The 24,642-nt window shown below is 62.9% G+C and carries 27 protein-coding genes, 1 pseudogene and 1 riboswitch; of the genes and pseudogenes, 12 read left to right on the plus strand and 16 right to left on the minus strand.

Annotated features, from left to right (window positions below; translation table 11 throughout):
• The first annotated feature begins 25 nt into the window (after positions 1 to 25).
• Together AC1DXS_RS11650 and AC1DXS_RS11655 are read left to right on the plus strand one after the other, a co-directional pair.
• A complete protein-coding gene (locus AC1DXS_RS11650; RefSeq protein WP_477737656.1) occupies positions 26 to 1,405 on the plus strand; it encodes an SWIM zinc finger family protein in 1,380 nt (459 codons plus the stop codon).
• On the plus strand, positions 1,392 to 4,196 hold the full coding sequence (locus AC1DXS_RS11655; RefSeq protein WP_477737657.1) for a DUF6493 family protein: 2,805 nt from the start codon (positions 1,392 to 1,394) through the stop codon (positions 4,194 to 4,196). Before AC1DXS_RS11650 ends, AC1DXS_RS11655 begins: the two co-directional genes overlap by 14 nt.
• Positions 4,197 to 4,419: 223 nt before the next feature.
• On the opposite strand, the gene phnD is transcribed toward AC1DXS_RS11655, so the two are convergent.
• The 8 genes from phnD to AC1DXS_RS11695 all read right to left on the minus strand — a co-directional run bounded on the left by phnD (position 4,420) and on the right by AC1DXS_RS11695 (position 11,190).
• On the minus strand, positions 4,420 to 5,379 hold the full coding sequence (phnD, locus tag AC1DXS_RS11660; protein WP_477737658.1) for a phosphate/phosphite/phosphonate ABC transporter substrate-binding protein: 960 nt from the start codon (positions 5,377 to 5,379) through the stop codon (positions 4,420 to 4,422).
• Between the two features lie 215 nt (positions 5,380 to 5,594).
• Positions 5,595 to 6,128, minus strand: a complete 534-nt coding sequence (locus tag AC1DXS_RS11665) for a DinB family protein (RefSeq protein ID WP_477737659.1) — start codon at positions 6,126 to 6,128, stop codon at positions 5,595 to 5,597.
• Positions 6,125 to 6,334, minus strand: coding sequence for a DUF1737 domain-containing protein (locus tag AC1DXS_RS11670; RefSeq protein WP_477737660.1), 210 nt, complete (start codon positions 6,332 to 6,334; stop codon positions 6,125 to 6,127). Before AC1DXS_RS11670 ends, AC1DXS_RS11665 begins: the two co-directional genes overlap by 4 nt.
• 80 nt (positions 6,335 to 6,414) lie before the next feature.
• Complete coding sequence (locus tag AC1DXS_RS11675) at positions 6,415 to 7,728, minus strand: D-amino acid dehydrogenase (RefSeq protein ID WP_477737661.1); 1,314 nt, start codon at positions 7,726 to 7,728, stop codon at positions 6,415 to 6,417.
• 110 nt (positions 7,729 to 7,838) lie between these two features.
• Positions 7,839 to 7,947: riboswitch (glycine riboswitch) on the minus strand.
• A gap of 205 nt (positions 7,948 to 8,152) precedes the next feature.
• On the minus strand, positions 8,153 to 8,686 hold the full coding sequence (locus AC1DXS_RS11680) for a GrpB family protein (RefSeq protein ID WP_477737662.1): 534 nt from the start codon (positions 8,684 to 8,686) through the stop codon (positions 8,153 to 8,155).
• 12 nt (positions 8,687 to 8,698) lie between these two features.
• A complete protein-coding gene (locus AC1DXS_RS11685) occupies positions 8,699 to 9,196 on the minus strand; it encodes a thioredoxin fold domain-containing protein (protein WP_477737663.1) in 498 nt (165 codons plus the stop codon).
• Positions 9,193 to 9,927, minus strand: a complete 735-nt coding sequence (locus AC1DXS_RS11690) for an alpha/beta fold hydrolase (protein ID WP_477737664.1) — start codon at positions 9,925 to 9,927, stop codon at positions 9,193 to 9,195. Before AC1DXS_RS11690 ends, AC1DXS_RS11685 begins: the two co-directional genes overlap by 4 nt.
• A 30-nt stretch (positions 9,928 to 9,957) precedes the next feature.
• Positions 9,958 to 11,190 (minus strand): CaiB/BaiF CoA transferase family protein, encoded by a 1,233-nt coding sequence (locus AC1DXS_RS11695; RefSeq protein WP_477737665.1) that lies wholly within the window; start codon positions 11,188 to 11,190, stop codon positions 9,958 to 9,960.
• Between the two features lie 676 nt (positions 11,191 to 11,866).
• Between AC1DXS_RS11695 and AC1DXS_RS11700 the strand changes: the two genes are divergently transcribed.
• From AC1DXS_RS11700 to AC1DXS_RS11720, 5 genes are all read left to right on the plus strand, one after another.
• Positions 11,867 to 12,976, plus strand: a complete 1,110-nt coding sequence (locus tag AC1DXS_RS11700) for a hypothetical protein (protein ID WP_477737666.1) — start codon at positions 11,867 to 11,869, stop codon at positions 12,974 to 12,976.
• 19 nt (positions 12,977 to 12,995) lie between these two features.
• Entirely contained in the window at positions 12,996 to 13,166 is a 171-nt protein-coding gene (locus AC1DXS_RS11705) for a hypothetical protein (RefSeq protein WP_477737667.1), read from the plus strand.
• A gap of 3 nt (positions 13,167 to 13,169) precedes the next feature.
• A complete protein-coding gene (locus AC1DXS_RS11710; RefSeq protein WP_477737668.1) occupies positions 13,170 to 13,778 on the plus strand; it encodes a hypothetical protein in 609 nt (202 codons plus the stop codon).
• On the plus strand, positions 13,744 to 13,977 hold the full coding sequence (locus tag AC1DXS_RS11715) for a hypothetical protein (RefSeq protein WP_477737669.1): 234 nt from the start codon (positions 13,744 to 13,746) through the stop codon (positions 13,975 to 13,977). The genes AC1DXS_RS11710 and AC1DXS_RS11715 overlap by 35 nt, the downstream gene beginning before the upstream one ends.
• 224 nt (positions 13,978 to 14,201) lie before the next feature.
• Positions 14,202 to 14,954: a hypothetical protein gene (locus tag AC1DXS_RS11720; protein ID WP_477737670.1), complete on the plus strand. Its 753-nt coding sequence runs from the start codon at positions 14,202 to 14,204 to the stop codon at positions 14,952 to 14,954.
• A 15-nt stretch (positions 14,955 to 14,969) separates the two neighbouring features.
• Here the strand turns inward: AC1DXS_RS11720 and AC1DXS_RS11725 are convergent.
• Positions 14,970 to 15,077, minus strand: a pseudogene (locus AC1DXS_RS11725) (cyanase); the annotation flags it as partial.
• 21 nt (positions 15,078 to 15,098) lie between these two features.
• Here AC1DXS_RS11725 and AC1DXS_RS11730 point away from each other — a divergent pair.
• From AC1DXS_RS11730 to AC1DXS_RS11750, 5 genes are all read left to right on the plus strand, one after another.
• A complete protein-coding gene (locus AC1DXS_RS11730; protein WP_477737671.1) occupies positions 15,099 to 16,088 on the plus strand; it encodes an alpha/beta hydrolase family protein in 990 nt (329 codons plus the stop codon).
• A gap of 27 nt (positions 16,089 to 16,115) precedes the next feature.
• Positions 16,116 to 16,616, plus strand: a complete 501-nt coding sequence (locus AC1DXS_RS11735) for a hypothetical protein (RefSeq protein WP_477737672.1) — start codon at positions 16,116 to 16,118, stop codon at positions 16,614 to 16,616.
• A gap of 71 nt (positions 16,617 to 16,687) precedes the next feature.
• Positions 16,688 to 17,182 carry a hypothetical protein gene (locus AC1DXS_RS11740; RefSeq protein ID WP_477737673.1) on the plus strand — a complete coding sequence of 165 codons (495 nt, stop codon included), beginning with the start codon at positions 16,688 to 16,690 and terminating at the stop codon, positions 17,180 to 17,182.
• Positions 17,183 to 17,221: 39 nt separating this feature from the next.
• The gene (locus AC1DXS_RS11745; RefSeq protein ID WP_477737674.1) at positions 17,222 to 17,641 is read left to right on the plus strand and encodes a hypothetical protein; all 420 of its coding nucleotides are present in this window, start codon (positions 17,222 to 17,224) and stop codon (positions 17,639 to 17,641) included.
• Between the two features lie 67 nt (positions 17,642 to 17,708).
• Entirely contained in the window at positions 17,709 to 18,062 is a 354-nt protein-coding gene (locus tag AC1DXS_RS11750; protein WP_477737675.1) for a hypothetical protein, read from the plus strand.
• A gap of 120 nt (positions 18,063 to 18,182) precedes the next feature.
• Here the strand turns inward: AC1DXS_RS11750 and cynS are convergent, their stop codons facing one another.
• The 7 genes from cynS to AC1DXS_RS11785 all read right to left on the minus strand — a co-directional run bounded on the left by cynS (position 18,183) and on the right by AC1DXS_RS11785 (position 24,608).
• Positions 18,183 to 18,626 (minus strand): cyanase, encoded by a 444-nt coding sequence (cynS, locus tag AC1DXS_RS11755; RefSeq protein WP_122954467.1) that lies wholly within the window; start codon positions 18,624 to 18,626, stop codon positions 18,183 to 18,185.
• Between the two features lie 56 nt (positions 18,627 to 18,682).
• Complete coding sequence (locus tag AC1DXS_RS11760; protein ID WP_477737676.1) at positions 18,683 to 19,534, minus strand: ABC transporter ATP-binding protein; 852 nt, start codon at positions 19,532 to 19,534, stop codon at positions 18,683 to 18,685.
• On the minus strand, positions 19,524 to 20,393 hold the full coding sequence (ntrB, locus tag AC1DXS_RS11765; RefSeq protein WP_477737677.1) for a nitrate ABC transporter permease: 870 nt from the start codon (positions 20,391 to 20,393) through the stop codon (positions 19,524 to 19,526). Before ntrB ends, AC1DXS_RS11760 begins: the two co-directional genes overlap by 11 nt.
• 36 nt (positions 20,394 to 20,429) lie before the next feature.
• Positions 20,430 to 21,833: a CmpA/NrtA family ABC transporter substrate-binding protein gene (locus AC1DXS_RS11770; RefSeq protein WP_477737678.1), complete on the minus strand. Its 1,404-nt coding sequence runs from the start codon at positions 21,831 to 21,833 to the stop codon at positions 20,430 to 20,432.
• 311 nt (positions 21,834 to 22,144) lie between these two features.
• Positions 22,145 to 22,564, minus strand: a complete 420-nt coding sequence (locus AC1DXS_RS11775) for a CBS domain-containing protein (RefSeq protein WP_477737679.1) — start codon at positions 22,562 to 22,564, stop codon at positions 22,145 to 22,147.
• A 135-nt stretch (positions 22,565 to 22,699) separates the two neighbouring features.
• A complete protein-coding gene (locus AC1DXS_RS11780; protein ID WP_477737737.1) occupies positions 22,700 to 23,359 on the minus strand; it encodes a response regulator in 660 nt (219 codons plus the stop codon).
• 22 nt (positions 23,360 to 23,381) lie between these two features.
• On the minus strand, positions 23,382 to 24,608 hold the full coding sequence (locus AC1DXS_RS11785; RefSeq protein WP_477737680.1) for a sensor histidine kinase: 1,227 nt from the start codon (positions 24,606 to 24,608) through the stop codon (positions 23,382 to 23,384).
• Positions 24,609 to 24,642 lie beyond the last annotated feature (34 nt).

Consider the following 24,642-nt stretch of genomic DNA (forward strand, 5'->3'; position numbering starts at 1 on the left):
CGGATATGACATCATCGCTCCGTTCATGGCCCACTTCGCCCACACCTATCGCTACGCCGAACCGTCGTCACTGGAATTTTCCGGCGGCGCGCACATGAGGCTGGCCACTTCGTCCCCTGGCGCAAGTCCCCACCCGCATTTCTTTGACGGCGTGCTGCACCAGCCACAACTCGCCGCGCAGCTGCTCAGCGCCGTGCACCTGCTGGTGGGTTCACGTTTTTTCACGCCAGCCAACAGCGTGGGCCTGGCGATCATGCTGGCCGACCCCGTGGTCACATCCGGCGGTGGCATGTTGCGGCTGGAGGGTTTTTCGGCCTGCTGCAGCACCTACATACGGGTGGACATGGAGCCGCAGGCCTACACAGGAGACATCGCCGGCAAGGGAACGACCAATATCGACTTCAATGCCACCATGCGCGCCGCGCTGGCCAAGGTGCGGGATGCCGATGGTCTGGCGCTGTCGGTCGGGCGCACCGAATTCTCGCTGCGCACGGCGGGCGCCTCGGTGGTAGAGAAAAAAGTGGAACTGCCCCTGCGCTGGTTGCGCAGCATGGTGGCCGTGCAGGCTTACCAGGCCGCCATGCACAAGGTATTTGAAGTGGACGCCATCCCTGCCTTGCGTTTTCTGCGCGGCCTGCCCAAAGCCTCCACGAGCAAGACACCGCTCTGGGTGATGGCCGGCCCGCAAGGCCTGCGAACCACCACGCAGGGCGATGGCACCGGTGTGCGCTTTACCGACAGCACCCGCTTGCGTGTGCTGGAAAGCTTGTTGCCCAAGGCCAAAACCCTGACTTTGTACGCCGATGCCCAACAGCAAGCCAGCGCCTGGTGCCTGGACTTTGGAAACATGCGGCTGACGCTGGTGCTCAGCGCCGAGGTCTGGCGGGGGTTCTCGGGGGAGGGTCAGGCGCTGCATGCGCTCATGCTGGCGGACGAACGCCGTCCCGTTTCCGCAGTGCGCGCGCAGCTCAACTGGCAAGATGCCTTGCGCCCGGGCGCGCTGGCCGAGCAGTTGCAATGGCCAGTGCCCGATGTGGACAAGGCCTTGCAGGTGCTAGGCGTCGCGGGCCTGGTGGGATTTGACCTGGCGCACAGCGCCTACTTCCACCGCGTGCTGCCCTTTGACTTGAGTCTGCTGGAAGACATGTCCCCCCGTTTGGCTGATGCCCGCGCGCTCCTGCGCGAGGGGGCGGTGCATCTGGTGTCCACCACGCCGCTGGAAGCGCTCGTGCAAAGCGCCGACGTGAGTTACCGCGTGCGCGAGCTGGACGGCCTGATGCGCTGCACCTGCCCATGGTTTGCCAAACACCAGGGTGAACGCGGCCCGTGCAAACACGTGCTGGCCGCACAAGCCGCACTGAACCTGAACTCTTCCGAGCCTCCGCAAATCGATGCCAGAAACTGATTCACAGCCCGCCTGCGATTCGCCGCTTGAAGCTTGCATACTGGCCGGCGACATCACCGGTGTGATGGACCTGGTCGATGCCATGAGCCCCGCCGAACGCGCCGCCAGCCTGCCTGCCGTGGAGCGGCTGGTACACGCGCGCTGGCGCATGCTCAGGCCGCAGCAGCCCAACCCCGCGAACCCGACCCAGGCCCTGGACAAGCACCAGGCCAACAGGCTGTTTCGCGCCATCGACCTGGCCCGCTTCCTCTGCACCTCCGGGCATCCAGCGGCGGACTACTGGATGCACATCGGCGTGCAAGACATTGCCGCTTTCAGGCAACGTTATCAGCCCGCGCCGTCAAGCCAGCCCATTGAGGAGCAACTGCGTGGCGAGCACAACTGGCACTACCGGCGCCATGTTCACCGCGCCATCGTCGCCGGGCTGATCGAGCGGCCGCAAACCGACGAGTATCTGCAAGCGCTCTTTTTTGGTGACTTGCGGGCCGAGTCCAATATTGTCCTCAACCACGTGGACGCGGACCCCGGCCTGGCACCGCATCTGCTGCAGCTGTTTGGCCACGAGGGCACATCGGATGGCAGCTTTGCGGCCGTTGAAAAGTATTGCCACGACCCGGCGCTGACCTGGACCCAGGCTTTCCTGACCCTGTGCGAACGCGGCGTCTATACCCGAACCCAGTTACTTGACAAAACCCTGGGTGCCCTGGCCTGCGACTGGCCGCAATTCAAGTCCGGCTGGTTCTCGCGCTTTCACGAGCGCCTGGCCCCCGCCGTGGATGAAATGGCCGCCTTTGCACCCCGCTACCTGGCGCTGTGCCACAGCCGTATTGCGCCCACCGTGGGCCTGGCCATGGATGCCCTCGAGCACCTGTACAAGGCGGGCCACATAGACGATACGCAGGTCTGCGAGGCCATGCAGCCCGTGGTGACCTCCGCCGTCAAAGGCCGCGTGCTGTCGGGGCTGGAGCTATTAGGCCAGGTGGTCAGGGACACGCCCGCGCGTGCCGCCGGCATCAGCGCCATGGCCGCGCATGCGCTGGCCCATGCGGCCCCGGACGTGCAGAAAAAAGTCATTGCCTGCCTGCAAAGCTGGGGGCTGGACGCTGTAGGCCAGGAGGTGGCGCGCGGCTACCTGCCGTTTGTGTCGGCCGTCAACCAGGCCGCGCTGGGCAAGCTGGTGGGCGTTGCGCAAGCCGTTGCAGTGGCCAGCACGCGGCCGCCGGCAGGCGCCGGTGCATCGGCCCCTGCATTGCTTCCCGCGCCTGCCAGGCTCTCGCCGCTTGACGCCAGCCGCGCGTTGCAACCCCTGGCCCAGGTAGCCGACCTGGTCGAGCGCATGGCCTACGCCTTGGAAAATCCGGCCGATGTAGACGAGTGGGAGCGCGTGGCAGAAGCCTTGGTACGCCTGGCCCCGATACCCGCGGCAGACCGGGCGGCGTTCCTGGCTTTGAAGAAGCGCGCCAGGCGCCTGGACTGGAGCAGCAAGCCGCTGGGCTTTGCGCTGGCTCAGCTTATGGCGTGCGCACTGGGCGACCAAGCCGCCGACATGGCATCCATGGACTCCTCGGCAGGCAAGGTCAGCACCCATGACTTTATCGCCCAGCGCACGCTCGGCCTGATGTCGCAAGCCGCTGCCGGCCTGGGCCTGACACCTTTGTCTGCGCCCACGCACCGCGGCGGCTTCATAGACCCACGGCAACTGGTGGCACGCATCGCGGCCTGCCGGCAGGCGGATGCGGTCTTACCCTTGTCAGAGCAGGTGTTTGCGTTGATGCGCCTGGTGCCCGCCAGCGTGGACGCGGACGCCGCCCGCGGCGCATTGCAACAGGCCTGCACGTTGAGGGACCAACCGGTGGTGCAAGCCCTTCGCCATGCGCTGGGGGACACGGTGGCCGTGCCGCATGATGACGCTGCGCAAGCATTGTTCGTGGCTGCTGCCCGCATACGCTCACCCCGCATGGACGATCCACTCACGCTGGCAGCCTTTGGCGGCCTGGGCCCCGATGGCCCGGCTGCCGCGCAATTGGACTGGCATGTCAGCAGCAGCGAGCCCAGCGAAGCCGGCTATGCCGTATTTCACACCCTGCATATCACTTGCAGGCCCGAGCCGCAACGAGCTGGCTCGCACCACCACGGTATGGCTTTGTGCGCAAAGCACCTGACGAGCGAGCGATGGCAAACCGAAATCGACGCGTCCACCATCGGCTTTGCCGCCAGCCTGCAGCCCTCCAACCTGGAGCCTTTTTTTGCCGAAGGCGCACGGTCCCTTGGCAACAATGTGGATTGGTGGGCAGCGGAGTGGCAAAACCGCGCCTACCTGGATGTGCTGCTTCAGCCCACCACACCGATGACGCCGATGGCATGCCTGCTGCTAGCCGTGGGCCTGGCCGGCAAAGAACCGGGCCAGGGCGCACTGGCGGTCGACGCGCTGGTGCGCAGCATGCAAGACGGGCGCCTGGACGTGACGGCCATGGGCCGGACATTGGCGCGCCTGTGGGCTACGCCGCTCGTCAAAGGCCCGCGCCTGGCAAAGAGCCTGGCAGCCGCCGCGCAGGCCCATGCCGCCATGCCTGCCGCCGTGTTCGCATTGCTGTGCGCCATGGCAGAGGTGGAGTCCGGCGCACCGCGCAAAGACCTGTCGCCCCTGCTGGAGCTGCTGCTGGAACTGAAACTGGCGCAAGGCCTGGATTTGCCGGCCAGCACGCGTACGGCACTGCAGGCCATGCGCCTGAGCGGCAAAAGCAAACTCGCCGTGAAAGCACTCACGCCCGTCCAGGCTCACTGCGTGTAGCTTGTTCCCCCTCAAGGGGGCGGCGCCTTGGGCCGGCCCTTCGACAGGCTAAGGACAGGCCAAGGCCGGACCCTCGGCCCCCGCTGGTGAAATACCCCACCACCAGGTTTGTGCCCAAGGACTCTTCAACCCAGCATGAGCCGCGGGACTGGCTTTGCCAGACCGCAGGCGGGCGGCCCCCCCGGGGGGCAGCGCATTACACGAAGTGAAAAGCGTGGGGGCTTTATTTCTTTTGGGTGGAGCGATAGACCTGCATCACCGTGGCGAAATCGCGGTCGAAATTGATCGGCAGGAAGGTGTCGTTGCCGGGCAGCTGCTTCTTCAGCGTGGGCGAGAAGCTGTAGCTGAACGAGCATTTCTTGACCCTGGCCTGCAGCTCCGGCGACACCTCTTTGTTCATGGTCCAGGTCTCCGTCATGAAGGGCGGGCTTTCCCAGATCGTGCGAATGCTCGAGCCCTTGACGTCGCCCTTGACGACCATGCGCTGGTACAAATCGCTGGCCACGGCGGCGGCAGGGTAAAAACCATGCATCACGCCCGTCACCGAGCGCTCATGCCCGTTCGAAAAAACCACCTCGTAGTCCTTGTCCGGCGTCAGGCCCAGGGCCGGGAACAGCGCGCGCGGCGCCAGGTTGCCCGAGTTGGAGGTGGGCGTGGTGTGCGCGATCTTCTTGCCCACCAGGTCCTTGGGCTCCCTGTACGGGCTGTCGATGCGCGTGATCAAAATCAGCTTGTAGGAATTGCGCTGGCCCGTCGCCTTGTTGCCCGGCACCGCGAAGGGCGCGGCCTGCCCGGCGGTCACCATCTGCGCGGCCAGGCCGGGGTTCACTTGCCCGATCTGGGCCTTGCCGGTCGAAAGCGCCTCGATCAGTTCCTTCTCGCCCAGGATGTCGACGTTGCTGGTGCGCTCCAGCGAGTCGCCCTGGGCGTTCTGCAGTTCCACATTGGCGCAGCGCGACAGGTGGCTGAAGTAATCGCCCCACAGGGCCATGGTCTCGGTCTTGCCGTAGGTTTTGGGCATGGCCACGACCATTTTTTCGCGTGGGCCGGTGAATTTTTCAACCGGCGCCGCCGCAGCGGCCCTGGTTTTTTTGGGGGGCGGAGTTTCGGTTTGTGCCACGGCAGAACCCAGAGCCAGCGCCGCGCCCGACAACACAGCCACATTACGCAATAAAACCTTCATGTCGATCATCCCAGTAGTCATTGATTGAGCCGCAGTTGCGGAAAGCACGGCCGCGAAGCCGTTTCCTCAGTGTGAGGCTGAATTAACTTCTACTTACAAGTGGGCCGACTCTAAAGGGTCATAAAGCGGGAATACCCCCGCCCAGCTGTGGTTTTTTTACTGAAAAAGGGGCCGACAAGGTAGCGCGAAAAGCGCCTTTCCTGATAAGGGCGGCGTTACAAATTGCCGTCGGCCCTCGTGGCGCCGGCCGCATCCATCTTGCCGAGCAGCCACTGCAGGCCGGCCAGGTGCTGCTGGTCATGGCTGCACAGGTAGTGCACCAGGCTGCGCAATGTCAGCGCGCCGTAGCCTTCGAATTCGGCGGTGCGTTCCAGTGCTCCGGGTGCCAGGCCCGTGAGCATATCCATGGTTGTGGCGCGCGCCGCGCGAAACGCCGCCAGGGCTTGCCGCGCATCGGTTGTTGCATAGCCGCGTTCCCGCTCCAGCGCATAGCCGTCCAGCGATGCCAGCACCGGGTTTGTTTCCGAAAGCGTGCGCCGGATGCGCACGTGGTAGCCGTCCACCTCAATGTCGCGCACATGGCAGATCTGTCCCAGGGCCGAGAAGGTCTCGCTCGGGATGCCCTCCCACGATGGCGGCGTCCAGTTCCGGTGGCTTTCGGGAATGGCCGCGTAAAACGCCTCCAGCTGGCGCGGGAAATCCGCCATGGCCTGCAGCGTCGCGGGGTTGAGGGGCCGGGACGCGCTCATTCGCCGCTCTTGCTTGCCGAAGGCCAGAGCAGCGCCTGCGCCACGATCACGCGCTCGCCGTTGAAGGTCGCCGCCGGCGAGCCGTAAAGCGCGTAACCCAGTGCGAGGGCTTCGCTGACACGGTGGCAAAAGCTCGCGTCATCCGGGCCTGTGAGCAGGCGATAAATGGGCAGGCCCTCGGGCGGTGTGTTCGTGGTGGGTGTCATGGCTGCATAAGCTGGCTGATGAACGGAGGGCGATATTACCGTGTCCGCCCAAAGCCTGCTGACGCTGCGCCCGCCCGCGCTCAGGCTTTCGCCATACTCGACAAAGCCATGGTGCGGCCGGGCGCCGGCATGCCGGTAAACGCAAAGTCCAGCTCCGGCACGCGCCCGCTCACGATGTCGGCAATCGCCGCGCCCGATCCGCAGGCATGCGTCCAGCCTAGCGTGCCGTGGCCCGTGTTGAGGAACAGGTTACTCGTCTTGCTCTTGCCGATGTAGGGCACATTGCTCGGCGTTGCGGGGCGCAGGCCGGTCCAGAACTGTGCGCCTTCGCCGTCCGTCATTTCCGGGAAAAGCTGCTTCACTCGGCGCACGATGGCCTGGCAGCGCACCAGGTTCAGCTCGGTGTTGTAGCCGTTGAGTTCCGCCGTGCCCGCAATGCGCAGGCGATTGCCCAAACGCGAGAACACCAGCTTGTATTCGTCGTCGGTCAGGCTCACCTGGTAAGAGACCGCTTCATTGATCACCGGCAGCGTCACCGAATAACCCTTGGCCGGGTAAATGCGCAGGCTTTGTCCGAGCCGCTTTGCCCAGGGCGCGCTGAAGGCGCCCAGGCACATCACGTAGGCATCGGCCTTCAGGGTTTCCACACGCCCGCCCGCTTCGCCGCTGCCTCTGGCCGCCAGCACACCCTCCAGCCGCCCGCCGCCGGCCAGCACGTCGAGGATGTTGGTGTTGTAGAGAAACTTCACGCCCGCCTGCTCGCAGCGCGCGGCCAGCGCTGAAGTAAAGGCCTGCGCGTCGCCCGACTCGTCGCTGGGCGTCATGCTGCCGCCCACGATGCTGCCGCGGCATTGCGCCAGCGCGGGCTCTATGGCCACGCATTCATCGGCGGTTTTCATGTCGAGCTCGCAGCCGTGTTCGCGCATGATGCGCGCCGGCTCCTGCGCCGCGTCGTACTCGGCCTGGCTGGTGTAGAAGTGCAGGATGCCTTGGGTCTTCGCGTCATACTCAAGCCCCAGTTCGCCCCGCAGCTTTTGCAGCGCGCCGCGGCTGTACATGCCCAGGTTCACGATCTGGCGGATGTTTTGCGCGGTGCGCGCCGGCGTGCAGTTGCGCAAAAACTCCAGGCCCCACAGCCACTGGTTCATATCGGCCCGCAGCCGGAACAGCAGCGGCGCGTCTTCACGCGCCAGCCACTGCAGCACCTTGAGCGGCGCACCCGGGTTGGCCCAGGGCTCCGCGTGGCTGACGGAAATCTGCCCGCCGTTGGCAAAGCTGGTTTCCATCGCGGCCGCGCCGCGCCGCTCGACCACCGTGACCTCATGCCCACGTTGCGCCAGATACCAGGCCGTCGTGACCCCCGTGACACCCGCACCCAAAACCATGACTTTCATGGCGATTCCTTCTCAAGTAGAAATTGCAGTTGCGCAAGCGCAATGCCTTGAGGGGTGCTTGAATTCAAAGAAAGAATTGTGGCAACCGCCAAGCCATCACCTGCTTGCGGCCGCTTCCACTGTCCTTGTTACCTGAGAGATTCAGCCGCGGCTTTCGCCTCGGCCTTGCTCCTTCGGTGCGCCGCATATTGCATGCGGCGTCTCTCCAGACGGCTGTGTGTTTCCGGGCAGTACGGGACCTGAGCGATTATGGAAGTTTGCGCCTTCGGTGGCTGCCATCTTTACGGCAGCGCTCTCCTGCTTGAACGGCTTGAATTTACCACCGAAGCCTGTGCCGCCACACCAGGCCGGGGAGAACAGTACAGGTCCAGCGGACTGATTCAAGCGCTTAATAGTAGGCGCCGGTCAACTGCGGAGCTCAGGCTCAGCCTTCGCAAACCGACCGCACGAAGGCGGCCTTCGCCTCGGTATAGGCCTCGCGGTCAGCGGGGTATTTCGCGGCCAGCTCGGTTTTGAGCGCGGCATAGTTCCACGCCAGTGCCGGGTCCGCACGCAACGCATCGCGAAAGCGCAGGCGCTGGTCCCACACCGGGCCGCCATGCACCACCAGGTGCAGGTGGTGGGTGCGATGCCCGTCGGCCCAGCGCATCAGCCACTGGCGGTCCGTCAGCGTTGCGTTGAACTCGGCGGACGCTGTATAGCCCTGCGCGCACAGCGGCGCCACGAGCGCCCTGGCAGCTTGCATCGAGGCCACACCGCCCAGGATGTCGATCACTGGCTTGGCCGCCAGCCCCGGCACGGCCGTGCTACCCATATGCTCGATCGCGATGAAGTCATCGGCAAACAGGAAGCGCAGCCGCTCCCGTTCGGCCTCGAACATCGCGGGCCAATGCGGGTCATATGCCCGCAGCGCCACTTCTTCATGGATGGCAGCCTGCAGCGATTCTTCGTCCGTCATGATGATCGAGCCCTAACGCAGCGCGAAAAATGCCGTGCTCGCCAGCACCAGCCGCTCGTCGAGATAGGCACCATAAAAGTCCGGGACGGCCACGCCCACCAGGGGCTCGGCAAGCTTCTGTCCCTCCGGGCCCAGAAACAGCACGGTCGGCGTGAAGGTGGCCTTCCAGGCCTTGGCCTGCGCGGCGGCCGTTGTGGATTTGCCGTCAAAGCCGGTCAGCGGCGTGCTGTTGTCGTTGATATTGATCTGCCAGGCCTCCAGGCCGGAGTCATTGCGGGCCGGCAACAGGTAGTTGCGCCGCACCAGTTCGCAGTAGGGACAGCCGGGGAGGCTGACCAGCAGCACCAGCGGTTTGCCCTGCTTTGCCGCCAGCCCGGCGGCTTCGGGCAAGGAGGCTGGCACAGGCAAGGTGGCCATTTTGACCCGTGTGCGCTCCTGCCATGCTAGCGCGGGCAGGGCTAAGCTGCCCGCCAGTGCCGCCGTGAAGCCCCGTCGACCCAGCGTCTTCATTCAGCGCACTCCAGCAGGATGCGCGCCAGCGCCGCCGGCTCGGTGACCATGGGGTCGTGGCCCGTGGCCAGCTCCACCACGCGCGAATTCGGCAGCCAGGCGCCGCCCCAGAATTGCGGGTCGCGCACGCGCAGCCGGCTGGGCGTGATGGTCGCCAGTGCCGGCGTGGTGCAGCTCACAAAAGTGCGTGGCACGCTGGCTACGCGCTGCACATCAAAATCCAGCGGCGCCTGGTAGGTGTTGCCCGGGTGCGGCGTCTGCCGGCGCTGCACCCAGTCGTGGTCGGCGCCCTGCAGGCCGAAGACCTCCGGGTCGGGTGGCGCAAAGCTGAAATTCGCCGTGGCCTGCGCACCCGCCATGCGCTTTTGCTGCGTGGCGGCATCGTGCGTGCTGCTCCAGCTTTCGCCCGGCTGCGGCACCACCGCATCCACATACACCAGGTGCTTGAGGCGTTCGCCCATGCGGTCGGCCACCGCCGTGCCAATCATGCCCGCGTAGGAATGCACGGCCAGCGTCACCTCGTGCAGCTCTTCGGCTTCAATGAGGTTGATCACGTCGTTGATGTGGGTATCCAGGTTGATCGCGGGCGAAAGCAGGTGCGCCCGCTCGCCCAGGCCCGTCAGCGTGACGGCAAAGGCTTTGTGGTGGTCCAGCTGCAAGACCTGCGCCACACGCCGCCAGCACCAGCCGCCATGCCATGCGCCGTGTACCAATACGAAGTTGTGTTTCATCGCCTCGGCTCCTTGTGCGGACGTGCCGCGTCAAATCGTCTTGCCGCTCTTTAACTCGGACAGTTTCGCGTCGGAATAGTTCAGCAGCTCGCGCAGCACCTCATCGGTGTGCTGGCCCAGCAGCGGCGGCGGCAAATCGGTGCGCACCGGCGTCGCGCTCAGGCGCATGGGGCTGGAGACCAGCTTCAAATCGGCCTTCACCGGGTGCTGCCACTCCGTCACCATTTTGCGCGCCTCAATTTGCGGGTCGGCAAACACCTCGGCCAGGTTGTTGATCGCGCCGCAAGGCACCTTCGCCGCCTCCAGCGCCGCCAGCCAGTCGGCCTTGGCGCGCGTCTTCATCACCGCTTCCAGAATCGGCACCAGCTTGGCACGGTTCAGCACACGGTCGCGGTTCTTGGCGAACAGCGGGTTGGTCGCGAGTTCAGGGATATTCGCCACCGTGCAAAACTTCGCATACTGCGAGTCATTGCCCACGGCCAGGATCAAATGGTCCTTGCTGCCATCGGCGGCAGGCGCCACTTCAAACACCTGGTAGGGCACGATGTTCTGGTGCGCATTGCCCGCCCGGCCCGGCGCCTTGCCGCTGACCAAATAATTGGCGCCCAGGTTGGCCAGCATGGCCACCTGCGTGTCCAGCAGCGCCATGTCCACCTGCTGGCCCTCGCCGGTTTTTTCGGCATGGCGCAGCGCGGCCAGGATGGCCACCGTCGCATACATGCCCGTCATCAAATCCGCCACCGCCACACCCACTTTTTGCGGCCCGCCACCCAGGTCGTCGCGCTCGCCCGTCACGCTCATCAGCCCACCCATGCCCTGGATCGCGTAGTCGTACCCCGCACGCTCGGCATAAGGCCCGTTCTGCCCGAAACCCGTGACAGAGCAGTACACGATGCGCGGGTTGATGGCTTTGAGCGAGGCGTAATCCAACCCATAGCGCGCCATATCGCCGACCTTGAAGTTCTCGACAAACACATCGCAGTGCGCGGCCAGCTCCCGCACCAGCGCCTGGCCCGCGGGCTGGGCAATGTCGCAGGTCACCGAGCGCTTGTTGCGGTTGGTGCCCAGGTAATAAGCGGCCTCGGTGTCCGCGCCATCGGCATCTTTCAAGAAGGGCGGCCCCCAGGTCCGCGTGTCGTCGCCCGTGCCGGGCCGCTCGATCTTGATCACATCGGCCCCAAGGTCGGCCAAAGTCTGGGTGCACCAGGGGCCCGCGAGCACGCGGGAGAGGTCGAGGATGCGGATGCCGCTTAGGGAGTTCATGGGGGCATTTTGCCTCCATGAAGGCCGCCGCCCTCACCCCTGCCCTCTCCCAGGGGGAGAGGGAGGAAAGCCGCTTGATCGGCGGTCAATCCTGGACCTCGGTTTTTACTCTTTCTCCCTCCGGCAGAAGGTTGGGATGAGGGCTTTCGGCCAGTGTCGTTCCGCAGCCTGAATCAATCCAAATGTCTTATATGTCAAAGACTTGCTTGACAGCTCCTCCGATTGGAGGAGGACCTCAGCCGTGACTGAGCAACCCGGATGCATTGCCCGCCATGAGTGTTTTAGACCTCTATCTAGAGGATGACAGGCAGTGGCAATCGCCGTTTAATTATTGCGGCAACAGCACCACTGCAACGATGTTTACACAGGAGTTCACGATGACTGACGCGACCCAAGCTCCCTCGCCTCCGCCTCCGCCTCCGCCTCCGCCTCCGCATACACCGCCGATACCAAATAACCAGCCGATAACGGAAACGCCATTTCGTGGATTTGGTTCAGCGAAGAAGAACTCGCGACGCTAAAGAGGAGAGACCATGTCATCGATATCTGCAATCGGCCGAAATCCGAATCCCGATCCGCGTCCCAATCCGTCTCCGCAGCCGGCCCCCGACCGACGGGATTCCCCATTCCGCGGCTTTGGCTCTGCGCTGGGAAAAAAGCGAAAGGGCTAACTGCCATGTTTAACAAAGGATGTGTGACGTGTCGGCTCCGAGTTTTTCGATTCGGGTGGAGCATCCTTGCGCCAAACAACAACAATTCTCAAGTTGCGCTGGCCATTGTGGTGATTGCCTTCTCTTCGCTTATCGGTCTCCTTTGCGCCTTCATATACGGTTTGGCGTCGCGCAGTGCCGGAGGTTGGAACAGCCTTACCGGTGGATGTGTGGCGGTACTTGCATGCGTCGGCGCCTTTTCGGCTGGTGGGATGCTCGGATTGCTGTTTGGCTCGCCTAACTGGGGCAGCGCAGGCGCACAGGCGAAAGAAGGCAATGGCGAGAAGTCACAACAGGGGATCCGCCCCAATACGAGCCTGGAACGCATCGCCGACTGGCTGACAACCATGATTGTGGGGTTGAGCTTGGTGAACCTGAAGGCCATCGAAGAGCGGTCCAGTGTCCTCGGGGTTTGGTTGACGCAGGCGATTTCTGGAAGTGCTAGTGCCGGTAACGGCACGCCTGGCATTGTCATCGCCATTTCGTTTGCATTCTTCGGCTTCTTGCTCGTTTACTTATGGGCTATGCGGTTCTTGCCAGCCGAATTGCGCAGTTCATATTCCGATCTGTCCGCACGTATCAACGATATCGAAGTCAAATTCCGAAAAGAGCCGCTGTACAAAGTGCCCGCAGAAACATTGAGTAGTACGGAGACAGTGCTGAGGGTAGGCGGCGTGGATGACAGAACCATCAAGGACGTGACCAGTCGTTACTCTGCCGCTCAAGCGATGGACGATGAACCCATGAAGGACTTCGGGCCTACCGATGCACAAGGCTATCGCGTCTCGGCCAAGGTGAGCAATGTGGGGGGCAGGCAGTGCCAGATCGAAACACAGGTAAAAGTGCCGGATGGCAGCACTGCAACGAAAGTGTTTTGGCTGTTTCACAACACCTTCACTCCCGGGTTGGTTGCAGAGTGTCCCGTCAAGGATGGCTATGCCACATACACCACGATGGCCGACGAGTCGTTCTGGCTAGGCTTGATAGTGCCATTGGCTGGTACCGATTCTGTACGTCTGGCGATGAACCTGGCGGAGGCTGAAGGAGCACCCGACGCTTTTAAAGCGATCAGCTAATTCTGAAAGGCAGGCGATCATGGCTACAGCGAAGAAGTCATTGACTCTCAAAGTCGCGTCCAAGAAGGCGGTAGCCAAAAAGCCAGCAGCCAAGAAAGTGGCCGCAAAGAAGGCGCCAGCCAAGAAGGCTGCAGCGAAAAAAGCGCAAGCTCCTTTTCGCGGGTTTGGCTCCGCAACGGGAAAAGGCTAGCACTTGTTTATTCGTCAAAGCATTCAGTCCGACTACTGCGCGGTCTATGCCACAGCAATGTGCTTATCGGCGTCCGGCACGCCAACGTCGCGCAAGGAAGCTCTGAGATTGTTTGGCGCGCGGGCGCGGCAGTGGGCAGGTGCTTCGCATGCGGACATTCGCCGTGCTGTTGTAGCAATGCGGCCGGACATCAGAAGTCGATGGGTGCATATCAGGCAACCAACACCACAAAACGTGGTGCACGCTTTAGAACTGGTTGCAGCCCGAGGTGCGCCGGCCATTGTGGCTGCATTCTGCCGGCATCGTCATTTGGGGCTGACCTGCGGTCACGCCTTTGTACTCATACCCGGCCACCTTCCACGTCTCGCGATCCTCGATCCTCTCGGGCGTCCGCCTCTAGCTTTACAAAGCCACAATGCTGAGATTGAGCGTCCCGATAAGCAACGACAGCGCCTGCTGGCTGTGCGGGGTTCTCCCTGGGATATTTCCCTGGATAAGCCGGTTTCTTTGCTTCGTGTTCCCGTTCTTGCTGACCGCAGGATGCACATGATCCACCTGCCCGGCGCCACGACTGGCCATGATGAAGAAAACCACTGCCGCCTCAAGCCCTGACGCTTACGTCGCGGCCCTGCCCGGCTGGCCGCGTGTCACGGTCGAGCAGTTGCGGACCACGGTCCTGGGGAGCGCCAAATTTGAAGAAACCATCAAATGGGGATACCTGGTCTATCTGTCGAACCCCGTGCTGCTGATTCGCGCAGAGGAGAGCCGCGTGCATCGGCTTCTGGCGGGGGGCAACGCCTGCGCGAGATAGACCCGCTGCTCAAACCCGGCGGCAAGTATGAAATGGCGACGAGAGAGTTTCACGAGGGTGATGAGGTCAATGCCGCCTTGTCGCGCCACCTCGCCAAAGAGGCGGTGCGGCTTAACAAGATGCTCGGCGACCCCACCAAGCTTTAGTAAGAGGCTTGCATGTCCAGCCCAGACCGTAGCCGTCAAGTTTGATCGCGGGTCTTGCGGCATACACTGCGGGAGAACATGAACCAGCTTTCGATCATTCGAGCAACTGCCGCCGTGCTCTTTGCGGCGGGTCTTTGGGGTCTGTCAGTGCCCGCCCATTCACTTTCCTGCATGGGGTTCGAAGACCGATTCTTCATGCAGTGTTCCAACGGAAGCTGCACGACGAAGTTTCGGGCGAGGGATATTCCCGCGCCCGGAGCTTGTGCGCGGCGTATCGTGGTCGAGGATGTTCACGCCGACGTAGCGGAAGTCCTGTTGCACCGGCTCTCGAATGAACTGGGCTCGGGTATTTACGAGGTCACGCTTGTCCATCGCTATTACGCAGACCCTCCGGTGAGTGCGCAAGAACTCTCCCAGGCGTTTGCCGCGGATCAGTTCAGGGCGCCGCGTGTACATGTCGGCCAACCTGCAGTTGGTTCAAGCCTGGACCAGCTTCGTGAGGATTGGGTGCGGCGCGCCTGGTGGTCGCTGTGGGCACTGTTCACGCATTGGGCTTTTGAATTCGCTCTTGTCGCTGGCGGTATGTACGTCTTGTATCGGACGACAGCCATCTTCCTCCAACGTTTGCGACTGGCGCGTCCCGCTTCGCTGGCCGGCCCAATTGCCCTTCAGGCGGGCTTTTTTGCCCTGACGATTCTCTGCCTGGGATTTATAGCCGGGCCTGTCTTGCCGGGCATGATGGTCCTTGTGATCCCACCCCTTTGGGTCTATGAGCTCGGCGCGTATTTCTGGGCGCGCCATCGATCAAGAAGCGCAAATGAGTTCTTTTAGGGCTGCTCAGCGGCATCAATAAGTCTTGTACGGCAAAAACTTCCCCGACAAAACCACATTGACCCGGTCCCCCTTGGGATCAGGCTGGCGCACGATGTCCGTGCTGAAGTCAGTCGCGCCCATCCCAAACCTGAGTATCAAGCCATGAAAAAACTCATCGCCGGCGCCCTTGCCGCATTGGCTGTGCAAGTTTCCGTAGCGGCGTCTACCGAGCAGCCCATTTCACTGAACACCATCCACGGACGGATCGCGGGTTCGCTGATGCTGCCGGCGAGCAGCGACAAAAAGATACCCCTTGTGCTGATCATTTCAGGATCGGGCTCCACCGACCGCGACGGCAACAGCGCGGGTATTCAAGGGAAAAATGACAGCCTCAAGATGCTGGCCCAGTCCCTGGCCGATGCGGGCTTTGCCTCGGTTCGTTATGACAAGCGCGGCTTGGGTGCGAGTGCCTCGGCGGCAGGGCGAGAGGTCGACCTGCGCCTGGATGATTTTGTTGAAGATGCGGCCGCGTGGATTGACCTGCTGGCCAACGATGCGCGCTTTTCAGGCGTCGCCGTGGTGGGCCACAGCGAGGGCTCCCTGATAGGCATGCTGGCCGCGCAAGGGCGGGCCGTCAGCGCATTTGTTTCCATTGCCGGTGCGGCCCAGGGCGCAGCCACCATCCTGCGGCAGCAGCTGGCGTCCCAGCTGCCTGCGGACCTGGCCGAGCGCAACGAGTCCATCCTGTCCTCGCTGGAGAGGGGTGAGGCGGTCGGTGATGTTCCCGCGGCCTTGGCCGCTTTGTACCGGCCCAGCGTCCAGCCTTATCTGATCTCCTGGTTCAAACGCGTTCCTGCGCAGGAGATCAAGCAGCTCCGCGTGCCATGCCTGATCCTTCAGGGCGACACCGATATCCAGGTTTCCGTCGCGCAAGCCATGGCGCTGGGCGCGGCGAAACCAGACGCCGAGCTGCGCATCATCCCGGGCATGAACCATGTGCTCAAGCAGGTCCCTTTGGACCCGGCCCGGCAGATCGCCTCTTATGGTGATCCGGCCTTGCCGATTGCGCCCGGCTTGAGCGAGAGCCTGGTGCGTTTTCTCTCCGTACACCAGCACGCCCGCAACGTGTTTATGATCCGGCGAAAGCGCTGAGGCGAAACCTTCACAACAACCATCCGTATGCCTGAACAAAACCCCTATGCCCCACCCCAGGCGCAAGTCGCTGACGTCGACGAGTTAATAACTGGCGAAAATGCGCCCGCACTCTGGAATCCCAATGCCGCCGCCAGCTGGAGCCTGCTCTTTAGCCCCATCTTTGGGGCTTACCTTCATATGCGCAACTGGGAGGCGCTTGGGCAGCCAGAGAAAGCCGCGAGATCGAAGAAATGGGTCACCGGAAGCATTGTTTTTATCCTGCTTGTTGCCATCGTTCCTTTGTTTTTGCCGGAATCCAAAGGCGTGGACGCACTTGGGCGCGTGTGTGGCTTTGCCCTGCTGATCAGCTGGTACTACGCCATCGGCAAGTCACAGCAGGCATTTGTCCTGGGAAAATTCGGAAAGGCCTACCCGCGACGCGGCTGGTCCAAGCCTTTGCTGGCTGCGGTCGGGGCCGTGATCGCCTTGTTTGTGGTCGCTGTCGCCGTGGCACTTGTCATCGACATGGTCGGTCGTCAATCTTGACGGCCTGCGGTATGGGATCGGCGAGGCCGGTACAAAATTCGAGCCCCCTTTTGACAAAGGATCCCTATCCAATGGAATACAACCCCTACGCACCACCCCAGGCCAAGACGGAGATGCCCTTGCTGCGGGAGGCCGCTCCCAGGCCCGTGGCGGTTTGGCTGCTGATCATCTGTCTTCTGGCATCTGGCTTGCTCTTCGTCATCGGTAGCGCCCAGTTTGTCGGAACAATTTTTACGCACTGGAGCGAAATTCGAAGCTTTGGTCTCTTGGTCGGCTCCTTGGCGTGGCGTTTGGCGCTCATTGCCGCCTTTCTCGCAGCTACATACAGCCTGTATTGCAGGCACCCATGGAGCCGGTGGCTTGGTGTGATGCTGATCGTCGCCCTCGCCGCCTTCAGTATCTTCAGGCCCGACACCACGTTCTACGCCAATGATGCCGAGCGGGTAGGCGGGAACCTTGCCCGCCTCATCATGTTTCCCCTCCTTTTTGCTTGGTGGGGCTACGCTCTCGCGTTCTCTTCGAAGGCTAAACGATACTTTTCCAAGCCTTCTTCTGATGCAAACTAAGCTCCCGGTCGAGGCGAGGTCGCTTTGAACCTAGGCCTCATGAAGAACTTCTTTGCCATCGCCGCTCTGATTCTGATGCCCCTCCATGCCTTCTCGGCTGACATTCCAGAATGTTTTCTTGGACGGTGGAAGTCCGACGAAGCGCTGACGCTTGAAGACATGCGAAAGCATCCCGAGGTCACCGAGAAGGCCAGGGCATTCTTCGAGAACAAGTTCTTCGGGAGCCTGGTTCTGGTCTATGGGCCTGGCTATGGCGGTGGATACCTTGAGGGAGAGCAGACTCGCGCGGATCTTTTCTTCGAGAAATTCGACGTCATGGAGCGCGGAACGGACTGGGTAACTTTGCGAATCCGCACCTTGGGAGTCGAGCAGCATCAGCAATGGTTCTGCGAAAGCGGCCGAATCTACGTACTGGTAACTAGGTGGAAGTTTCGCGAATACTTCTCAGCGTTGCCGTGACGCCTGGCCCTTCGTTCAGGCGGGCACGCCTGCGGCAAGCCACTTCAATCAAACGGTAATTAGGAAGATGCGCACACCTCCTACATTTCAGCGATGGGCTGTTTGGATAGCTAAATACTTTGGAATCATCTTCCTGGTTTGCATCGCGCCCGCACTCGCATCCTTGATTGCAATGCTGTTCCTGTCAAAAACTGCTCAGGAAATGGCGGGTGCGCTACAGGCCGCGGCAACGACGGCCCTGCTCACCTTTGTATGGGTTCATGAGCTCTTTATCCCGCGGCAGGGGAAAGCCACAAAGTTTTTAGAGTTCTGGCCGGTTTCTCTCGTGCGACTGGCACTGTTTATGGTCGTCACGCCTTTTCTTCTTTTCATGACGATCTTTGGCGTCACTGACCTTGTTCATCAGTTATTGCAGCTGTAGCAATCTCGGTTCATGCTCACACAAGGGCCAGATCCGTCCGCTGAGCTGGGCGTTCAACCGGACTTCAACCTGCTGTGCATGTCAGAGTCGGCTGAGTAGATGGTTGGAACTTTCAGCAGATCAATACGTCTTGTAAGGCAAAAATTTCCCCGACAACACCACATTGACGCGATCGCCTTTTGGGTCGGGTTGCCGCACGATGTCCATGCTGAAGTCGATCGCGCTCATGATGCCGTCGCCGAATTCTTCGTGGATCAGTTCCTTGATGGTCGTGCCGTAGACGCTCACGATTTCATACCAGCGGTAGATCAGCGGGTCGGTGGGCACGGGCGTGGGCAGCGAGCCTTTGTAGGGCACGACCTGCAGCCACTTCTGTTCTTCGGCCGTGAGGCCGAATATCTTGCCGATCACTTTGGCCTGCTTGGCGTCAAAGGTCATCTGGCCCAGGCAGCCGGCGGTTGTCCATTCCTTGCTGAGGCCGACCTTTTTGGCAACGGACTCCCAGGTGATGCCTTTGCTGACTTTGACGGTGATGATTTTTTCGGTGATGTCGTTGCGGTTCATGGTTTTTGGCTCCTGGGTTTGAGGTGGTTTGAAAGAGTGAAAGAAAAAAGCAGCGGTCAATGCGCCTTGGCGCGCGTGACCAGGAAATCGACGATGTGGTTGCGCAGCTCGTAGTAACCGGGCAGGTGGTGCAGGCCGGCGCGGGTGCGTTCGCGGGGCAGCGGGTTGACGACTTCTTCGGCGATGCGGCCGGGCGCGTAGACGCCCTCGTTGTCGCTGCCATTGCTCATCAAGAGGATGCGGTCGGCCAGCAGGATGGCTTCGTCCACGTCGTGGGTGATCATGAAGACCGTCTGCTGGGTCTCGCGCACGATGGCCATCAACTCATCCTGGATGGTGCCGCGGGTCAGCGCGTCGAGTGCGCCAAAGGGTTCGTCGAGCAGCAGCATCTTGGGCTGGATGGCGAAGGCGCGGGCGATGCCGACGCGCTGCTTCATGCCGCCTGAAAGCTGGGAAGGCTTTTTGTCGATGGCGGCCGACAGGCCCACCATGGCGACAAATTTTTCGACATGGGTGTTGACCTGCGCGGCCGTCCAGTCGGGCCAGCGCGAGACCACGGCAAAGGCGATGTTTTTGCGCACCGTGAGCCAGGGCATGAGCGCATGGCTCTGGAACACCACGCCGCGCTCCAGGCTGGGGCCGCCTATCTCGCGCTTGTCCATAAACACATGGCCGGCGCTGGCGCTGTCCAGCCCGGCCAGCACATTGAGGATGGTGGTCTTGCCGCAGCCCGAGTGGCCGATGATGCAGACAAACTCGCCCTTGCTGATGCTGAAGGACACATCGGCAAACACCGGCCTGCCGGGCGTGAAGGTCTTGCTGAGCCCTTCGATCTTGAGAAATCCCTGCATGCTGTGTTCTTTCGGTGGTGTGGCGACGGGTATGCGCGTAGAAGGATCACTCCACATAGGTGACCACCTTCTGCAACTGCGCAAACGCCAGGTCCAGCAGCATGCCGACAATGCCTATGACCAGGATGGCGAAGATCACGTTGGTGAGCGAGAGGTTGTTCCACTCGTTCCAGACGAAGTAGCCTATGCCGGTGCCGCCCACCAGCATTTCGGCGGCGACGATGACCAGCCAGGCGATGCCCATGGAGATGCGCATGCCGGTCAGTATGGTGGGCGCGGCCGCGGGCAGGATGACCTGGAAGGCCTTGCGCAAGGGGCTGACTTCCAGCGTGCTGGCCACGTTGAGCCATTCGCGCTTGACCGAGGCCACACCGAAAGCGGTGTTGATCAGCATGGGCCAGACCGAGCAGATAAAGATCACAAAGATGCCGGAGGTCGACGAGTCCTTGATGGTGTAGAGCGCCAGCGGCATCCAGGCCAGCGGCGAGATGGGCTTGAGCACCTGGATGAAGGGGTCAAACGCGCGGCGCAGCAGCGGCGACATGCCGATCACAAAACCCAGGGGAATCGCCACCAGGCTGGCCAGCAGAAAGCCCAGGCCCACACGGCCCAGCGAATGCGCGAGCTGGATAGCGATGCCCTTGTCGTTGGGCCCGCGATCGTAAAACGGGTCGCGCAGCTGCCTGACGAAGGTCTCCCCCATCTGCATGGGCGTGGGAAAGCCCGAGGCCTTGGCCGCGCCCGGGTCTTTGCCCATCATCTTCTGGTACTCGACCTGTTCGGCCGTCATGCCCGCGCTGCCGGCGCCTGTGCCGGCCGACGAGGCCGTGGCGGCGTACCAGATGGCGACAAAGACCACCAACAGCAAGGCCGAAACGATGCCGGCGCGAAAGCCCAGGGTTTTGAAGATATTCATGGCGAAGGGGCGAAGGGGAAAGACGGTGCGCCTGTGTCAGGACATCTTGTTGATGGCGAAGCCTTTGGCATAGGCATCCGCCTTGGCCGCATCAAACTCCTTGCCCATGATGGTGAACTTGGGATAGCTGCCTTCCGGCACCTTCTGGCCCAGTTCCTTCATGTACTTCTTCGCGTCGGTGATCAGGAAGACCTTCTCGGCGATCTGCTTGTAGTTGACCTCGCCCTTGACGTAGCCCCAGCGCTTCATCTGCGTGAGCATCCACACCGCCATGGACTGCCAGGGCATGGGGTCGAAGTCGGCGCGGTCGGGCACGGTCTTGATGTTGCCCAGGCCGTCGGCGAACTTGCCGGTCAGCACCTGTTGCAGCACCGCCTCGGGCTGGTTCAGGTAGGCCTGCGGCGCGATCACCTTGGCGATCAGTTCGCGGTTTTTCGGGTCGCGCGCCATGGCGGCGGCCGTCAGCACCGCGCGGTAGAGCGCGGCAAAGGTGTTGGGGTTCTTCTGGATGAATTCGGTGGAGGTGCCGAAGGCGCAGCAGGGGTGGCCGTTCCAGATGTCCTTGGTCAGCAGGTGGATGAAACCGATCTCTTCGTAAACCGCGCGCTGGTTGAACGGATCGGGACCCAGGAAGCCGTCGATGTTGCCGGCGCGCAGGTTGGCCACCATCTCGGGCGGCGGCACCACGCGCAGCTGCACGTCGGTGTCGGGGTTCAGGCCGGCCTCGGCCAGGTAGTAGCGCAACAGGAAGTTGTGCATCGAGTACTCGAAGGGAATGGCGAACTTGAAGCCTTTCCAGTTCTTCGGGTCGCGGTTGTTTTTGTGCTTGAGCGCCAGCGTGATGGCCTGGCCGTTGATGTTCTGGATGGTGGCCACGTTCATGGGCGTGGCGGTGGAGCCCAGGCCCATGGAAATCGCCAGCGGCATGGGCGACAGGAAATGCGTGGCGTCGTATTCCTTGTTGATCATCTTGTCGCGTATCAGCGCCCAGCCGGCGGTCTTGGTGACTTCCACCTCCAGGCCTTGCTGCTTGTAGAAGCCCAGGGGGTGGGCCATGATGAGCGGCGTCGCGCAGGTGATGGGGATGAAGCCGATCTTCAGGTTGGTTTTTTCGAGCTTGCCTTTTTCCTGGGCCATGGCCTGCATGCTGGCCACGGGCAGCACGCTGGCGATGGCGGCCATGGCCGTGCCCTTGCCGACGGCGCGCAGGAAGCGGCGGCGCACCTCGTCCTGCGGGAACAGGGCCTTGACCAGCGTCGCTTCAATGAATTCGTTGGAATAGGCTTCGAACTCGCTGCTCAGGCTGCGCTTGCGCAACTCCACGGCGGCGGCATCGGCGGCCACGGCAGCGTGGTGGTCGGCCGCGCTGTGGTCCTTGCCGCAGCTGCACTTGAGCATCAGGGGCTGATCGGCGTCGTACGGAGAAAAGAATTCAGACATGGCGCGCACCTTTCGTTGGAAGATGCGGCTGTCTTGCAAGCAGCGGGCCACTTTGGGGGCGATAGCGGCGAAACCGCGGCCTGCGCCGTATTTCGCCGTTGATGCGATGACAGTGTGTAGGGCGCCCACTACAAAACCAGCATGCAAAAGCGGCATCGCGGAGCCGCCGAGCTGATTTTGGGTTCGAAGACCGAGGCCTGGGACTGTTTCTTCAGCCTCGAGCCGCTTCGCACGGGGTCACGGCGCGCGCGGGTTTCCATCGCCGCACCAAATTCGCGCAGGGCGCGGGCCCCTGCCCGTAGCCCTGCCGCTCAGGCCGGGGAGGAGATATCGGCCAGCGACTGGCCTACATCCTCTTCGTCCTGTCCCTTGACCGCGATGTCGCCGATGGAAATGATGCCGGCCAGGCGCTGCGACGCGTCCAGCACCGGCAGGCGGCGGATCTGGCGGGACGCCATGTCGGCGAGGACGGTGTCGAGGTCGTCGGTTTCACGCGCGGTGCGTATGTCGGTGCTCATCACGGTGGACAGCGGCGTGCCGCCGTCCAGCCCCTGCGCCACGGCGCGAAGCACGATGTCGCGGTCGGTCACCATGCCGAGGAGCTTGTCGCCCTCGCACACGGGGATCACGCCCACGTTGAGTTCGCGCATGGCTTTCGCGGCGTCCGCCACGGTAGCGCCGGGGGCCAGGGTCCGCACATGGCGGGTCATCACTTCGTTCACGGTGGTCATAAAAATCTTCCTTGGATGGGGTTGGGGCTTGGGCGAGGCATCGCCGTCTGCAGCCAGCATGACCGGATAGCGCGTGTTATGTGAGTCAACGGGCGCCCAAGCGGCCGTAGGACAAGGCCGTGCGAAGTTTCGCCCTCAGGCGCCGGACGGCGCCTTGCCGTGGCGCTCGGCATACAGCGCCAGCTCCACGTCGTTTTTGGCGCCGGTTTTTTCGAGGATGCGCAGCCGGTAGGTGCTGACGGTGTTGGACGCCAGGCCCAGCTGCGTGCCGATCTCGCCGACGGACTTGCCGGCCGTGAGCAGCCGGAACACCTGGTGCTCGCGGTGCGACAGGGCTTCAGCGCCGCTGCGCCCGCCGCTGCCGCCGACCGCGCTGGCCAGCGCTTCGGCCGTGGCCGCTGACACATACAGGCCGCCCGCCGCCACCTTGCGCACAGCCGCGATCATGTCGTCGGGATTCGCGCTTTTGTTCAGGTAGCCGGCCGCGCCCAGCTTGATGCAGCGCACGGCGTATTGTTTTTCGGGGTAGGTGCTGAGCATCAGCACCGGCAGGCGCGGCCAGCTTTTCCTGAGGGCCTGCAGGACGTCCAGGCCGTCGCGGTCGGGCAGGGCGATGTCCAGCAGCACCGCGTCCAGGCCCTTGTCGCCGCCCAGGGCCTCCACGCGCTGCAGGATGTCCGGGCCGGTTTCGGCCTCGGCCACGACCTCGATTTCAGGGGCGTCGGCCAGTACCTGCTTCAAGCCCTCGCGCACGATGCGATGGTCGTCGCCGATCAGGATTTTGAGGGTGTTCATGGCGGTGGTGGTCATGCGGCCCTTATGTGGCCGGTAGCGCGATGCGCAAGTGGAACAGCGAGCCGCGGCCAGGCGCGCTGCTGATCTCCAGGCTGCCACCCAGGTGGCGCGCACGTTCGCGCATGCCCATCACGCCGTAGGCGTTGGCGGCTTCGAAGGCGGCGGCTTCGGCGCCGCGGCCGTTGTCCTGCACCGCGATGCTGATGCCGGCCGCGTCGGCCTGGATGCGGATGGCGACCTCGCTGGCGGCGGCATGCCGGCCCACGTTGCTGAGCATCTCCTGGAAGATGCGGAAGATGGCGATGGACCAGGGCTCGGGCAGGGGTGCGGCGCCGGCGACGTCCATGCGCCAGTCCAGCGCCAGCTCGGCCGACTGCACGAACTCGTGCGCCTGCCAGTCGAGTGCGGCCCACAGGCCCTGGTGGTCCAGGATGCTGGGTCGCAGGTCGGTGATGATGCGGCCCACGTTGTCGACGGCGCTTTCAATCAGCCGGCTCATGTTCTGGCATTTGCAGCGCATGGTCTCGCGCATGGCCTGGGCGGCTTCAGGGTCGCGCTGCTGCTGCTCGCCCAGGCGCTTGTCCAGCCAGCCCACGTCCATCTTGAGCGCCACCAGCAGGCTGCCGAGCTCGTCGTGCACCTCGCGCGCGATGCGGGTGCGCTCTTCCTCGCGCACGCTGTGGGTGTAGGCCGTGAGTTCACGCAGGTGCTGCAGCGCTTCCGAGAGCGCGTGGGTGCGTTCGCTTACGCGCTGCTCCAGCACCGCATGGGCCTGGCGCAGCGCGTCCTCGGCCTGGCGGCGCGCCGAGATGTCGACAAAGGTGACCACCGCGCCCTGCACCACGCCGCCTTCGACGATGGGGTAAGAGGAATACTCGACCGCGAAGGCGCTGCCGTTCTTGCGCCAGAAAAACTCGCTGTCGATGCGGCAGGGCAGGGCCTTGCGAAAGGCGTTGAAGATGGGGCACAGCTGCTCGGGGTAGTGGTCGCCGCCGGCATGCGAGTGGTGGGCCAGTTCGTGCATATTGCGGCCCAGCACTTCGGCCGGCGCATAGCCCAGCTGTTCGGCGCCGGCCCGGTTGATAAAGGTGCAGCGGCCGTCCATGTCGATGCCGAAGATGCCTTCGCCGGTGGATTCCAGCAGCTGCGACAGCCTGTCGCGCCACACGGCTTGGTCCGCGCCCGGCAGGTGGGGCGGCAGCGGCCTGGCCGGCGGCGGCATGGCGGGCAGGTACACGTCTTCGAACATGCATCCCCATTAGCAAGCAACGTGCCCAGCTTGG

It is taken from the genome of Polaromonas sp. P3_B1 (genome assembly GCF_056402935.1).